This is a genomic window from Pseudobacteriovorax antillogorgiicola (assembly GCF_900177345.1).
In the GTDB taxonomy this organism is placed as follows: domain Bacteria; phylum Bdellovibrionota_B; class Oligoflexia; order Oligoflexales; family Oligoflexaceae; genus Pseudobacteriovorax; species Pseudobacteriovorax antillogorgiicola.
The window spans coordinates 186,422-201,262 of record NZ_FWZT01000010.1; the positions used below are offsets into that span (position 1 = coordinate 186,422).

The following is a 14,841-nucleotide window of genomic DNA, read 5'->3' on the forward strand; positions in this document are numbered from 1 at the left end:
GCGTATCCACGGAGGCATAGCTCAGCTGGATAGAGCACCAGATTTCTAATCTGGCGGTCGCAGGTTCAAGTCCTGCTGCCTTCGCCACTTTCTCCATTGATTACAATATATTAAGCAGATACGACAAAAGTAGTGGTTCCATCGAATGGTTCCAGTGGTTACCTTCAACTTCACTTAACTCACACCTATCGCAGTCAACTCTATTAATATTAATTTATTATTCGTAAATTTAGTATCTTAGCCGGCCTAGCCTACAAACTTGTAGTTAAAGAGTTTTCACTGATTGTTCTAGCTAAATTATCAATTCCATCATTAGTCATGACATAGCCAACATAGTGTTTTCGACATACTTTTTCTGAGTTGCCGAGGTTACTTGCCACCTGGCTCAAAGTCGCCCCATCGTTCAACAGGTTGATTGCGTAACAATGTCTGAGATCCTTGAAACTCAGTACGTGATTGGAGCCTATCGACTCACAGGCACTCGCAATAAACTTGCTAAAGCTCCTCTTCCTTAGTTTTAATCGAACATCATTCGAAGCTTGAAGCCACTCATTAAGCGATTCCCCGCATTGTTCATAGACAAATGCCCTTCGTGCTTTACCCCGCTTAGGTAGTGTCATAGAGCCGTCACGCAACATCTGCTTATTTACAAGATAAGCAAATCCGAAGTTCAGCTTTTTCACATTGGATCTTTCAAGCCCAAAGATCTCCCCCAACCTCAAGCCGGAGCAGTATGCTATTTCAGCTAGTACTCTATCGTAGCCTTGCAAGCGCTCGATAACAGCTGCATACTCTTCGTTGGATAGGTTTTTGACCTCTTCGATGTGGTTAGCACGAAAATTTTCTAACCTATCATTCCCACGCCCTACAAATTTAAGAAGAGCATTCAGCCTCATCACAGTCTTCTCATGCGGTGTTTGTGACTGGTAACCCTCGTAGTATTTATCAATACGCTCTTGAATCTGATCTATCGGAGCCAATCGCAGGTCCAGTTCTCCAAGAGCTAAGATAGCCCTCTTCAAGTCGTAATACGAGCTTTCTGGAGTTCGCTTCGCCAGTCTGCGCTTTCTAACATCCCTCAGATACTTAATGGCAAAGTATTCCTCCATGATACTCTGATTCCTACTTGAAACCTTTTTTGACTCTTGATCACGTGATTCATATAAGCTCTTAAGCAGTTCCTTGAATTGCAATTCACATTGACTAAAACTTAGAGCTCCACCTAAGTACTTACTATTAAGATTTTCAACTTCTTCTGTCTTAATTACCTTCCAAGACTTTCCTCTATCCTCAGATTTTGAAATACTAAACGTCCTTCGTTTATAGGTTGGAATCTTAAGTTTGTATCTTGTTTCTACGCTCATTTTCTATTCGCCTTTTTTCTCTGACTATCCAACCAAACTCTTAACACGGAACGCAGTGCGAAGTTTTTCCTTCCAATCTTAATAGAAGGAATCTTTCCAGCTGACATCCAGTTGGAGATAGTCTTAGTTGTTACTCCTAGTTCGAGCGCAATTTCTTCCTTAGATACTAGATTGTCAAAGAGCCTTTTGTCCGCATTGAAAGCAGATTCCATAGTATAAACCTCAAATATTCTCTGTTTGCAAGCTAGGTAATGAGAAAAAAGATTCTGATCCAAAGTATTGGTGTTGAGAAATATGAAACCCAAACAATTCGTTTCTCAAATGATCGATTTTTGTAGCCCGGATAAACAACTGGCTTAGAATGGTTTGACAATTCTCTACCATATTAGTCTCACATAAGTGTTTGAACACCTGCTTCACCGTAAAGGTTGGGCAGACAGTGCTAGAGTAGGGACAACTTGAAAGCATGTGAAGACGAAGCTTCGCACCATTTTTGACTTATCAAGAACTACGTTTACAAGCTCCCCTTTTCGCTGTTTGTATGCTAGTTTTAGGTTCCAAGTCTGGGCTGCTGCAAACTTTGCTCGTTCTGTTTCAAGGTTGATCTGGGATGATTTTTCGTGGTGCACTAGCTTTAGAGCTTGCCTCATGCCGTAGTAATCACCTCTTCCGCTCTTACGAATAGGGGGTAGGGAACTCTGTCGTTTCCTGAGGGTTTGAATGTGATGCCTAAAACTTCTTCAGGCTGCGCTACGTTGATCTCCATACGGTCTCCTTTCATGCAGGAAACATCCTAATTGGGACCGGGCGTTGGGCGTGAGGAATGGATTGCAATTCTTTGGTTTCGAGCGATTCCAATTATGGGGGAGTAAAAGGTACGTAATTATAGATGCTTACAAATTTGATTGGTGGAATAGGAGCTGGCCTTTCTATTTCCGGAGGCGCCTTTTTCCTGAACAAACCGGAAATAAGCGCAATTGGCGCAATAAACTCCCATCGAGGTGGTCTTGATTAAATCCAAAAAAGACGGATTTATTTCTTAATCTAGGTGGGAAATACAATGACTAGGCGACGAGACTATATTGCTTCCTTTTTGATATTGAGCCTAATCTTGGGCATTAGCTTTGTTCAAAACAGTTATGGAGCTACTTCCAAGAACCAGCTTGAAATGTACTTGCCAGCGGTTAGTGCGACTGCTGTCAATGAATTAACGGTTTGGCAAACTGTTGATATCAAGCTGGAGCGACGCAAGGATGCTGAAGTAATTTACCTTGCTGAAGAGGGAAATACTCTTACCCAGCTATATATTGATCGGGCTAATTCAAGCATGACCATATTAGGAGTCGGCCGGGCACCACTTGTAGAATCTCTTGACGATGAGGGAATGAAGTGGTCGATGAAAGAAGAGCAATACTTAGAGTCAAGAGGGTTGGTATTTCGAAAGGCAGATGTTGTCCTGGATCGAAGAGGCAGGACTTGTATTCTAAAGTACGATGTACAGAAGTCTGCTGGTATCCACTCGATTATCAATCTGCAAGGAGAACTTAGGGTGCCTTGCTTAAAGACTATGATTTCTCACTAATGCATCATTCTATCCAACGACCATCTCACGTATGAATTTCTGAAGCATTTGTCCCTTACTGCGTGTTCCGAACTTGATGTTCATATTCTTGATGTGAATCCGAGCTGTGTTGGGCGAGATTCCAAACTCAGAAGAGATATACTCACCACTCACGTCTGTGCCAGTGATCAATAGTTTTAGAATCTCTGATTCTCGTTTGCTAAGACTGTATTTTTTGGCAAATGCCCTGATGCTATCCATGGTCTTCCCTATGACGGTTCGGCGGGTAGAAGCTTTTAACTACTCTTGTCATGGATTGGCAAGTAATAAATTTAACTTAGAATCAAATATCAATAGAATTGTGCTGTTATGAGGGACTCTGAGTGACCTCAATTGGTGGACCATGGCGGGTTGGCGTCTAGGAAAAGAGTGAAGGGCCCCCTCCCGTTCAAGATCTATTGGGTGGAAGGACCCAAAAAACTGGTGCCTCTAATACGGTAGATCGTGTGGCTCCACTCCTACAAAATGAGGCTCAATATATTTCGTAAATCGCACAGCATTTATGGATTTTAAACCCTCTAAGTAAGCTCTAGCAACTCGGTGCATACCATCCATAACTCTTCCTTGGCTACATAGGATAATTGGATCCCTAAGATCAGCTTGGTTGATAAGTTGAGCATGGTCAGCTACTAACTTAACAGTTGGTTTTGTATGTCCAAACTAGTATTCTTCAGCAAGCTCTTCGATTTGAGTCAAAGGAATAGATTCGGTAGGTAAAGTCTTTGCCTCTTCCACTAACTTCAACACATCCCATGCAAGCAGCCCGCGTTCAGAGTTACGAAAAATGGTACCTTTGCCTCATAAATACTCCAATTAGTGATAGCTGGCGCTTCAATTCATCACAGAGTCAGCTGTGTCGATCGATTGAGGGCTGATTAGAATCAACTATTCTGTTCCTTTTTTAGATCGAACCCATGCTGCGGCTCTCTCATTTCCATGTTTGTACTGGCCAGCTTCTATAGCCAAAATATAGTTCATTTCGTCTTTGTTAAAGGTCACTGAAAAGCGGCAGCCATAGTCATTTACTGCCGCTTTTCAGTGACCGTTAACAGAGCGCCCAGCGAAGCTGGCGCGATCCAGTGGGTGAGAGTCCCATCGTTGTAAAAGCCAAATCAACGTAGCTGAAAGGAGTGTGCTAATGGAAACATAGTATACTAAGCCCTTTGACAAACCAGGGATCTGCCCTGGGAGCAAAGATGCAGGCCGCAGGTAACGAACGCATATTAGCCTCGAAAGTCTATTCCAAGAGCCGAGCCACTTGTTAACTGGCGAAGGCAGTACCAAGAGTTGGAAGTCTGGCTGATACCTTATCTTGGTCTTGACGGGGTGGTGGCGGTGGCATGTATCGAAGGATTGTGTCGGAACTGGGGAGGCCCTCCTATTCCCAAGAAGAAATACCTTGGAGAAAGTAAGCCATGGCAACATAGCTGAAGAGTAGAGGGATTCCGCCTGGTCCATAGTAGTGGTGAACCACCTAACAAGTGGGGAGCGAAGGGGCCAGACTGAGAGATATTTCGTGTTTAATATAGGAGGCACGGAGGCCATGATAAAAACCTCCAATGGTGTGCAAGAATTGAGAAGACGAATAGCGATTAAGGCGAAGGCCGATCCCACGCATAGGTTCTGGGGGCTTCATTGCCACACCTGGAAAACGGATATCCTCAAAGAGGCTTATCGACTGTCCAAGAGAAACAATGGTGCTCCAGGAATCGATGGCAAAACCTTTGCGGACATCGAAAAGTATGGTGTGGATAAATTCCTAGATGAAGTGTCAACGGATCTAAAAAGTATGAAGTACCAACCATCTCCGGTAAGAATTGTAAAGATTCCGAAGGACAAGAAGGGAGAGTTTCGTACGTTAAAGCTAGCTACTATTAAAGATAGAGTGGTACAGGGTGCCTTGAAACTAGTAATCGAGCCCATCTTTGAGATGGATTTCAAAGATGGATCTTACGGGTATCGACCGCAAAGGTCAGCCCATCAGGCTCTTGACAGAGTGCGTCGAAATCTTAGTCGAGGCTACTATCACATAGTGGACCTTGACATAAAGGGGTTCTTCGACAATGTCAGACACCACTTACTCTTGAACAAGATAGCTAAGAGAGTCTGTGACAACAAAATCTTGAAGCTTTGCAAGTCGATCCTTAAGACGGCGGGGAAAAAGGGAATACCGCAGGGTTCACTTCTTGGGCCCGTATTCTCAAATATATTTCTAACAGAAATAGACGAACTGCTGGAGCGGGAAAAACGAGTAAACTTCGATGGAAACTATCATGGGCTAGACTATGTCCGCTTTGCCGATGATCTTCTTGTCCAAGTTAACTTTGGCAAGAAAGGTCTGTCCAACGAGATAGCAAAGAAGCTTGACGCTGCTTTTGAACAAATTGATTTAGAAATAAATCACAAGAAGAGCAAGATAATGAAACTCTATAAGGGACATTACTTTGACTACCTGGGGCATCAGTTTAGACTGATTTCGACTGGCCCTAGAAGCACAGACTTAATAATCCTAAGCCGTCCGAAGCGAGAGAAAAGAACAGAGTTTCTCAGAAGCCTCAAAGCGACCATGAGAAGGAATCGGCAAATGCCAGTAGATCAAGTGGTGCGAGAAATAGTAAACCCTCGCGTCCGCGGCTGGGTTAACTACTTCAGGTGGGGCAACTCTGGTAAAGATCTCTCATTCGTTCGCTGGCGGGTGGATCTAATGGTCAGAAAGTTTGCATCGCGTCAACAGCCAGTAAAACGTGGAGGTCGCTCCTGGACTAAGTGGAGCCAAGAGGAAATCTATGGTAGGTGGAAACTTTTTACCGGTTACCAAGTGAAACCTAGGCAGCGTATTCAAGGAGCAACAGTTACATAAACCTTAAGAGCGAAATCTCTGGGTAACGCCTCATGCCGGAAAACGGCGCGTGGGGTGTGACGGGCATCGGAGGGAAACGGGGTTAATTGATCTTGAATCGCGATTTAACTACCGCGCCCTTCCCTGACCCAAGCTCAGCAGCTACAATATTAACCATTGAAAATGCCACTTAATTTGGAGGTTTTATGCTAAAACTTTCTGCTACCTGGTGATGATGAAAGTGAGCCAGGGGTTGGGATGCCCGATTTTTCCCGTCGGGAAGCAAAACCTTGAGGATCCGGTGTTCTTGCTCTGACTTATTTCCGGCTTTCTCGCCATGCTTTGAAAGCTTCTTTAAGTTGGGAAAGTTTGGGATTCAATGTCTGTCTCCGTGCTTGTTACTGAGGCTTGAATCATATTGCTAGGGAGTAAGTTGAGCTGGCTTGCTGAAAGATCACCAAGCTTGAACGGGCAGTCCAAACTACTTGCAAAGCTTACTGATAGATACTTGGTTTACCCTGTACAACTATGGAGGGGGCTAATCAGATCTTAGGACAAGGTGACCCTACTTTCAGTTTTTCCTACAAACAGGTTTTCCTTGAAGAAAACCTGAGAGTTGAAGGTTCTTTATCAACTATTGAGTTCTATATGAGCTGATCGACAACTATTTCACACAGAAGCCATCCATTAATTGTGCTATTGGGGTCACCTGGAGCTTCAAGCAGTGGAGCAAAGTTTAGCATTCTAAATTCCTCATACTCTTCTTTATCGATATGACCTGCATCAAGATGAGCCCTACGACTTTCCTCGCATACGAATGTCTTTTCAGAACAGAAGTTTTGTTGCCATAGATTGTATTTTGAATTAACAGCTATGAACTCATCACCGCAACTAAATTGGCCAGTCCTCAGATATTTCCATAGGGCACGTATTGCTCCTCTATCATCGCTTGTAATGGGGTTTCCTGAAGTTCTCATAGCAGATGCAGGTTGATAATCGGGGGTATTTCGACCAGCTATATGATAAGTATCTCCTATACCAAGAAGGTGAGCATATTCATGCAACACTACGTATTCTAATTTGAATTGATTTTCAGTCCAGTATCTGGGATGTAGATTTATGGTGCCTTCTCTAAGTCTAGCGTGACTGCGCTTGGTATCACTAAAGGTGCTAATCCATACTTCTTCACTTTTCCAGAGGTTAATTTTAACGACTGATCTATTTTCGAACTGATCACAATCATCAACCTTAAAGATTACTTTTGATTCGATCTGAATATGCGGCCAGATGGGATTCCTCATTCCGACAAGCTGACCATTCCACTGAAAAACCGCGTTTTCGGCTGCAATTCGAACTTTTTCTTTAAGCTCGAGACTTGGGTCTTCCCCTTGAAAACTTACACAAAAATCTATCTTCCCGGATTTCTCGATCATAGGAAGAAGTGAGTACTCGGAAGCATTAGAAAAAACACCGAACTTTGTCGAGGATTTATCTGCTTGGTAGTTTCCGCACCCGGCCAGAAAAGAAACCGTGAAAAAGGTGATAAGAGTTAATTTCATTATTTTTCCTTGATTCATTAAATTTTATCTAGATATCGCTTTAGAAGCCATAGAGTTTTAATACTCTGATTTCACCATTTACTATTTCGCACTTTAGCCAAGCGTTGACAGCTAGAGGAGAGTTGCTAGAAAACAGAGGTGCAAAACCAATTTCTTCGAAGGACTCAGCTAGTTCGGTATCAACCAGTCCTTTACTAATTGATTCTTTAATAGCTAATTCGCACGCCCCTTTGTCATCCTTAATAAAAGTATCTGCCCTCGAGAGTAGTATATCGGGGTTTGTAAGGAAATTATCTCTTATGGCTAGTACTTGGAATGGATTCAAAACTAATAGAGGCTCAATTACCGAAACGTTATTGAAACTGAGATCTAGGAATCGTAGGTTGGAAAGAGTTGATATTGCAGAGATGTCACTTACCCTGTTTTTACTTAGATCGAGTGCAATCAAATTAGTGAGGCCTCTCAATGGAGAAATAGACAAAATGTTCTTACCATTGAGATTCAAAACCGATCTCGAAGTGATATCGTCATATAAATCGGAACATTGATTTAATTCAATTCGATGAAATATAGCGTCTAGCGTGAGCCTATCTTCTTCAGTGTAGCCTCCAATGAGGCAGTGATCAAGAAAGTCAAGGCGAGGAGCCATTTGAGACTCTAAAATTTCTTTTTTCTGATTTTGGTATAGATTGTACTCTCTATGACATGTTGATATTTTATTCCTACACCTAGTAATAGCATTATTTACTAGTTGCATGTTGAATTTCAGATCTGCAACTAATGAATTAAGTCTTCTCAACTCTTGTAAAGATCTAACAACTTTCTTGACGCTACTAAGATGAGAAATCGTATTTCTATTCGAATCTCTCTCATTGATCAACAAGCTCTTAGCACTTTTATCGACTTCGCTAACATTAGAGATGGAAATGTTCAATGTCTCAGCTTCATAAGATTTTAGTTTAAAAGATACGGGAACTAGCTCGGCTGGTATTTTAGTAACGCCTCCAAATGGGAACTGATCTCTGAAGCCCCCACTCTTTGAAATATATTCTCTGAAAGCTATAATGGAAGATCTGCACTCATTAGTATTTCTCCCGGAGCAAACCAACCTATTGTTTCCGATACTAGTTGTGAACTTATGAACATCACCCCCAATTTGTAGAGTCTGTAAGCTAACTGCCACTTCATCATCGAACTCGGTTAGAGCAAATTCGATTTTATCTGGTAAGTCTTCTATTCCAGCGAGATCTAAAAGAGCGGATTTAGAAAATATATTTTTAAACCTCGGCGACCGGAAAGAGAACATCACTGACATAACGACTAGACCACCCCATTGAATCTCGTCAATGTACATATCCCCACAGACCTTTCGAAAGTTTCCTTGCGAGTTGGCACGAAATCCAATATCTAGCAGTTGAGAAGATTGTTGATAGGACCTTATATTCTCAACAATGACACCATAGTTGAGAACCAAGCTCAAGTTTGACTCTGAGTCATGGTTCAGAAGTTTTTCATATACTCCATATGGATCAAACTTTGGATGTTCGTCTTGTAGATTGAGCTGTTCCTTAAGATCATAATTGTTCATCGGAAGATTTAGGAAATCCTTCGTAGTGATAAAGCCATCGAAGGAGTTGTTTCCTACGATACACTCACTTTTATATTCTTCTGTAAAAGAATCGAACCCTACACCTAGTAGTAGCTCACCGACGTCGCCAGGAGCCTCGTTGGAAAAAGCTAGGAATGGTGGTTGACAAGCTAAAATTAGAATAATTAAATTTTTCATAGATCCCACATATATCTGTAAGTCGTCGATGCAATGTCACAATAAAAGAACCCCTCAATTCCTAGCCTTCTATCGGATGGGTCCACATAGGTCGGACCGAAGCCCATACTTACATAGAAGTCACGGTCACCGTTACTTATCAAACCCAATGCAACCGACTGTCTTAGTTCATCATTACAGGCTTGTTCACTCGTAAGGATGAGATGGGTGTATCTAGTTCTATTCCTCTCTATTACCGAATAGTCGGTTATGGGATTTCCATAAGTATAGAGTCTATCGAGAGGTAGATCCCTGATTGGCCGCAAAGTATCTATTGAGTTGCTAGATATATTGAGTCGCTTTAATTTAGTGCGAAACCGAAGGGAGTTTAGGTCGTTTACAGAGTTACTTGAAATATTAAGGAATCTTAGACGCGTTAGATACCTGATCGGTCCAATGATACCGATCATGTTATTTTGCAAGGAAAGACTTTCAATGTTCGGAAGAAACTTAAGGATACTTATGCTAATTAAGTTGCTATCTACAATCTTGACTCTAGTTATCAAATCGCGCTTTCTTTCAAGTTCGATACAGCTATCGATAGGGTAGTTGTCATAGATATGTTTGATGATAATAGCATCACTGTCACTAGGATCATCAAGGGCAGCTCGTTCACATCGATCGAGCAGTCTTTCCGGAATGAAGAGTTTATCACGGTCAATGGTAATAAGATTAAGGTTAAAGTTTTCTGCAAGGCAAATTTGTTCCGATTTCTTTAGGCAGGTATCACGAACTCTGAGAAGTCTAGTTATATTTTCGCGGGTGTCACTCCGTATCTTCTTGAATAAGGATCGTTCTTCAGGTAGTAATCGGTTGCTGTTCAAGAGGTAAACGGAACGCTGGTAAAGTTCCGACATATCAGAATAGTCATTAGAAATATTTTCTTGCACATTGCGAACGTGAACACTAAATGGACTGAAAGCCGCAGTACTCAGGTTTTTGAACTCTGTTTGATTATATGGAATAGTTTCATAGGAAATAGCCGGATAGTAATCTGTATGGCTGTACTCGAGCTGATTTAACTGAGACCTAAATCCGTCTTCTGACGTTGCATAATCAAGAAGCTTATCTACAGCGTCGTGGCATTGCTCTATTTCTTTAAGAGTACAGTTAGTCCTGTTGATCGATGCGAGAACTTTGTTAAGCCTAGATGGATCACCACCAATTTGCACAGCATGAAAGCTAACCGAAGTTGAGGAGTTTTCGTAGCCAGATGATCCTCGGAATGATTTTGTTTTTTTGAACCCAAGAACCTTAAATTTTACCTTTGCTTTCCATCTCTCTTTCATCTCCTTACTTTCGAAATTTAGACGTACAGCTATGTACAGAGAAGCACCAAGATTGATTTGATTTATGAATTCTTGACCACATTTAAGCCTCTTATAATTTTCATCATTAGACTCAGAAGCTTTCAAGCCGTCTCCGGTTAATCTGATATTCCTTATTGAAGCAGTCTTTCCAACTATTCTATGTGAGTATATTAAGTTTTGAGAGTAGTCACTTTTCGTGAGAAATTTTGAGATTTCTAGCGAGGCCTTGGCGGAGGCGACAAATAGATTTACCTTGCCACTGATACTCGAGCGTAGTTGACTTTCGACAGTTTCCTCGTCAACCGTGTAGTCTAGGTTTAAGGTAGATGACTGTGTTCCAGTGTACTCAACATCACCTTCAAGACAGGGGCTTCTAAACGATTGGTTATTGATGTCAAAACCTGCCCCTATTTTCTGCTGCTTAGCAATATTGGGTATGGTAGATGCCCGAACATCTAATCCTAGAAAAATAAGTATAGATAGTATCAAATTGATTCTTAATCTCGGCACGAGAGATCCTCCCCAAAAAAATACCCCCTCAACGGGGGCACAGCTCTTCTACTTATGCACCTGGATCGAAAGATGAAAAAACGATTGGGCATAGAAGCCACCCGTCTAGGCCACTACTCCGGTCCCCTGGATTGTAGTAATTAGGAGCGAAATCCATTGTTTTAAACAACTCGTAGTCGGATTGAGATACCCAGCCTTTAGATAACGCGTACTTCCTTTCTTCTTCACAGGTTCTCTCTTCTGAAATGATAAGTGTGTCAACACCTTGTAAGTCTAGAAGAGGGCTCTCGCTGAATAGGTCATTGCCGTGAATCAGGAGAGTCTTGAGGGTACGGTTGTTCCTTAGCGGTTCAGCGTCAATCACTCTATTGTAGGCCAAATCTAAATAGGTTAACTTGTTTAGATTTGAAACAGGTATGATATTGCTAATAGAGTTTTCTCGTGCATTCAAGAATCGTAGACTTTTAAATTGGGATAAAAGGCTAATGTTACGTACTTGGTTCTTTGAGATATCTAGATATTGCAGATGTTCAAGCCCCTGAAGAGGTTTCAAGGATCGCACTGCTGGATCACTATCACTTAGATCCAACTCTAGGCTATTTAAAAGATCAGACTCAAGGTCACCACAGCTCGCATTTCTTGCATCATAGGCAACCCGAATTGCCTCGATAGTATCTGACACGGAGCTACTTTGATTGGGAAGATCACAATAGTCGAAGAAAGTGAATTTCTTCTGCAGTTTTCTTTGATCAAAGTCTTTAACAACTAGCTTATTAAATGCACCTACGCAGTTACCTGGTTTTTCATAGCAAATTTTTGCTGTATCTGTAATACCACGAAGATTAGCCTTGGTAAGTGATGCAATATTCCGAATATCATTACGTTCTTGTTGAGATAGTCGCATCCTTAGAAGTGCGTTTGCTCGCTTATTCGCCTTTGCTTGGTCCTCGTACATAGTGACGAGAGAAGCACGATTGTCTGCTACAGCTCTTTGAATTACAGCCCCTTCTACAGGGTAGAGGTCATAAAGAGCACTCTCATAGTAGCTTTTGGACTTGTAGCCAATGAAAGCTGCGCCATTGGGGTCAGTAGGATTATAGCTAAGGTTCTGAATCTGATCAATAAAATCCCCACGACCTTCACCAGATGCATATTTTACAATTTTCTGCATGGCTGCCAGGCACTGTTCCTTGTTTGTGATAGAACAATTAACTATCGGAATTCCACTACTGCCATTCGATTGTAGAATAGTCGCTAGTCGTGATGGGTTTCCACCGATCTGTAGAGCACTCATCGAGATCGAAATTGAGTCTTTAAACTTGTCTAGTGACGTACTGGCCGCGCCACTCAGTGAGAATAGATCTACCAAGTTGACATCGATTTGCGCTTCAAATGAACTCTTCGCCTCGCGATTGGCAAACTCGAAGTTTACTAGTACAAAAAGCTGAGCACCTAATTGAACTTCAGAAACGTACTCGTCACCACAAGTCTTTCTAACATCTGCCTCAGATCTACCTTTCACAGCTAGGCCTTCTTGGGACAAGCGTACCCTCTGCATTATGACGCTTTTTCCCTTCACCTGATATGAGAAAATCATACTATCTGAAAGATCAGTGGAGGAAGCGTCACTGATAAATTTAGCGGCTCCAGAGACATCAAAGGACGGAATTTTTAGCTTTCCAGAGATTTGTACTTCCAAGGCGGTCTTTAATTCATCAAGTGTCATACTTCGATCAAAGCGAATTTCTGAACGTTGACTACCAGCATACTTTAATGGACCATTGGCGGCCACGCATGACCCCCTAAACTCCTCTGTATGAGTATCGTATCCCGTTTCTAGAAGTGCTGATCCAGCAGTGGGAGGAATCGAATTCTTCGCTCTACTTTGTTCTGGAAGCTGGCCATTACATGCCGTTAGCATTGAGGCGAGTGCGGATGCTTTTAAAATAGTTCCGCGGTGTTTACTTAGGCTTAACATAGAAAATTTCTCCAAACACGTTAATAATGACAAACATCACCCTCTTCGTCTTCAGGGTATGGACAGGAAAAGTTAATAATGGGGTTATTATAGATATTGAGGATTTGAATTTCCCTCAAATCGGTTAAGTTGGAATACTCTTCAATCTGATTTGAGCTAAGGTTGAGTATCTTTAGAAGGCTGAGATCTTCAATTCCAGATAGATCATCGATGAAGTTATGACTGAGGGATAGAGTTGATAGAGAACTCAAACGCGCTAGACCAATGGTGGTCTGAAGTCGATTTACACTCATATTAAGCCACTCTAACTCGGAATCACTATCGTTAGGCTTAATCGTTTCAATATTATTATCGGACAAGTCTAGACGCTTCATGTTTTCTGGTAGAAAATTGAAGTTAACAACTGTTAATCCATTACTATCAATTTCTAGTGATCTAATATCACTTCCAGATAGATTAGGAATGTGTGCAATTCTGTTGTTTGAAAGGTCTAATTCGACAATTCCACGTAGATTTTGAAGGGGAGTAATATCTTGAATAGAGTACTCTGCTAGGTTGAGTAGACCATTCTTTCTAATGATAGCATCCTCGATCGCCATACAAGACTCTGCATCCAATGACTCCATCACTGCTTTGACAGTTCTCGCTTGTTCTATCGTAATTTCTGAATGATGACACCAATCCGAAAATTGGTCATCAGGTTCAACTATGGTTTGAGTAGGCAATTTATCATCTAATAGGACTTCGTCGAGTGCAACCCCAGAACTGTCTTCAATCCAATCAAGATAGTTATACACCATTGTATACGACGCTTGACCGGATTTGCATGGGTCCTCGACTTTTGAGACATCAGGAGTAAGCCAAGAATCCGCGCCGCTTACCAAGCCAAGGAGGACTTGCCTTGAATTGCTTTGTTGATAAATCAAAGGTCCACCAGAGTCTCCCCGACATGGCCCACTATCGATTGGTGAATCTACTACGATGGTGCCCTTAAATGGCCCACCCCAATAAATTTTAGATATCTCACTCTCGGTGTACCTTAGGACTTCGCCATCTCGCTTGCTAAAACCAGTAGATCCATAGCCGTATAACTGTACGGAAACTTTTTCTTTATCGTCATCCAACCTTGGTTTTGCTATTCTTATTGGTGTTATTGCTTCAGGAAGAGGTTCTTCCAACTTGATCCATCCAATATCTCCAATTGGCCAAAGTCCTTCTGGGCTCTCATTGTTCTTAAAGTAGTTAGCATCAATCGACTTGATACTATAGTTCGATTTCATGCCTACAGTAATTCGAGAAAGATCTTGCCTTCCATGTAAACAGTGAGCCGCTGTGAGAATGAGATTGTCAGCAACGGCAACTCCCGTACAAGTGAACTTCCCTTTATAGTAGATAGGGACCGTGGAACGAAATGCAACGTCGGATGAGTCTATTGGCAATTCACCAACTATTTTCAATACTGCAGTGTCGTCACTACATGAGAAGAATATTATCGTGCTGATCAATAAGAGTAAATTTTTATGCATTTCCAACCTCAAATAGATTCAACAATACGAAAGCAAAGCTCATGCCATATATCACAATTCTATGTCTGATTGAGAGTTCATAACGCCATTCGCAAGACATATATATGCTTCGGGCTGTAACAGAAGAATTCTTGCATGAAATCCGAGTGAGCTTAAGGAAAGTCTATAAGAATATTTTCCCAAAAATCAGGAAATTTTTCATGATTTTTATGAAACTACCAGTCCTAGAAACAGTGCGAATCAAGTAGATCTCTATCATATATGTATTCAGTTGATTGGTATGACTCTTGCTTTTACTTCGTTGTTTGT

Annotated in this window: 11 protein-coding genes and 1 tRNA gene; 3 read left to right on the plus strand and 9 right to left on the minus strand. The window is 41.7% G+C overall.

Annotated features, from left to right (window positions below; translation table 11 throughout):
* The first annotated feature begins 10 nt into the window (after window positions 1-10).
* Window positions 11-87, plus strand: a tRNA-Arg gene (locus B9N89_RS14825).
* 164 nt (window positions 88-251) lie between these two features.
* On the opposite strand, the gene B9N89_RS14830 is transcribed toward B9N89_RS14825, so the two are convergent.
* The 3 genes from B9N89_RS14830 to B9N89_RS14840 form a co-directional block, all read right to left on the minus strand.
* Entirely contained in the window at window positions 252-1,364 is a 1,113-nt protein-coding gene (locus B9N89_RS14830) for a site-specific integrase (protein WP_132320939.1), read from the minus strand.
* Window positions 1,361-1,576: a helix-turn-helix transcriptional regulator gene (locus tag B9N89_RS32435; protein ID WP_132320941.1), complete on the minus strand. Its 216-nt coding sequence runs from the start codon at window positions 1,574-1,576 to the stop codon at window positions 1,361-1,363. The genes B9N89_RS14830 and B9N89_RS32435 overlap by 4 nt, the downstream gene beginning before the upstream one ends.
* Window positions 1,577-1,780: 204 nt before the next feature.
* Window positions 1,781-2,014 (minus strand): hypothetical protein, encoded by a 234-nt coding sequence (locus B9N89_RS14840; RefSeq protein ID WP_132320943.1) that lies wholly within the window; start codon window positions 2,012-2,014, stop codon window positions 1,781-1,783.
* A gap of 410 nt (window positions 2,015-2,424) precedes the next feature.
* Here B9N89_RS14840 and B9N89_RS14845 point away from each other — a divergent pair, with 410 nt between their 5' ends.
* Window positions 2,425-2,946 carry a hypothetical protein gene (locus B9N89_RS14845; RefSeq protein ID WP_132320945.1) on the plus strand — a complete coding sequence of 174 codons (522 nt, stop codon included), beginning with the start codon at window positions 2,425-2,427 and terminating at the stop codon, window positions 2,944-2,946.
* A 9-nt stretch (window positions 2,947-2,955) separates the two neighbouring features.
* On the opposite strand, the gene B9N89_RS14850 is transcribed toward B9N89_RS14845, so the two are convergent.
* Window positions 2,956-3,186 carry a helix-turn-helix transcriptional regulator gene (locus B9N89_RS14850; RefSeq protein WP_132320947.1) on the minus strand — a complete coding sequence of 77 codons (231 nt, stop codon included), beginning with the start codon at window positions 3,184-3,186 and terminating at the stop codon, window positions 2,956-2,958.
* Window positions 3,187-4,528: 1,342 nt separating this feature from the next.
* On the opposite strand from B9N89_RS14850, the gene ltrA reads away from it, so the two are divergent.
* Window positions 4,529-5,845, plus strand: coding sequence for a group II intron reverse transcriptase/maturase (ltrA, locus tag B9N89_RS14860; RefSeq protein WP_132320949.1), 1,317 nt, complete (start codon window positions 4,529-4,531; stop codon window positions 5,843-5,845).
* A 623-nt stretch (window positions 5,846-6,468) separates the two neighbouring features.
* Here the strand turns inward: ltrA and B9N89_RS14865 are convergent.
* The 5 genes from B9N89_RS14865 to B9N89_RS14885 all read right to left on the minus strand — a co-directional run bounded on the left by B9N89_RS14865 (window position 6,469) and on the right by B9N89_RS14885 (window position 14,532).
* Window positions 6,469-7,401 (minus strand): M10 family metallopeptidase domain-containing protein, encoded by a 933-nt coding sequence (locus tag B9N89_RS14865; RefSeq protein ID WP_132320951.1) that lies wholly within the window; start codon window positions 7,399-7,401, stop codon window positions 6,469-6,471.
* 22 nt (window positions 7,402-7,423) lie between these two features.
* Entirely contained in the window at window positions 7,424-8,971 is a 1,548-nt protein-coding gene (locus tag B9N89_RS14870) for a leucine-rich repeat domain-containing protein (protein ID WP_159455385.1), read from the minus strand.
* 194 nt (window positions 8,972-9,165) lie between these two features.
* A complete protein-coding gene (locus B9N89_RS14875; RefSeq protein ID WP_132320955.1) occupies window positions 9,166-11,028 on the minus strand; it encodes a leucine-rich repeat domain-containing protein in 1,863 nt (620 codons plus the stop codon).
* A 52-nt stretch (window positions 11,029-11,080) separates the two neighbouring features.
* Window positions 11,081-13,006 carry a leucine-rich repeat domain-containing protein gene (locus B9N89_RS14880; protein ID WP_132320957.1) on the minus strand — a complete coding sequence of 642 codons (1,926 nt, stop codon included), beginning with the start codon at window positions 13,004-13,006 and terminating at the stop codon, window positions 11,081-11,083.
* 20 nt (window positions 13,007-13,026) lie between these two features.
* Window positions 13,027-14,532 (minus strand): trypsin-like serine protease, encoded by a 1,506-nt coding sequence (locus tag B9N89_RS14885; protein WP_132320959.1) that lies wholly within the window; start codon window positions 14,530-14,532, stop codon window positions 13,027-13,029.
* Window positions 14,533-14,841: the final 309 nt, after the last annotated feature.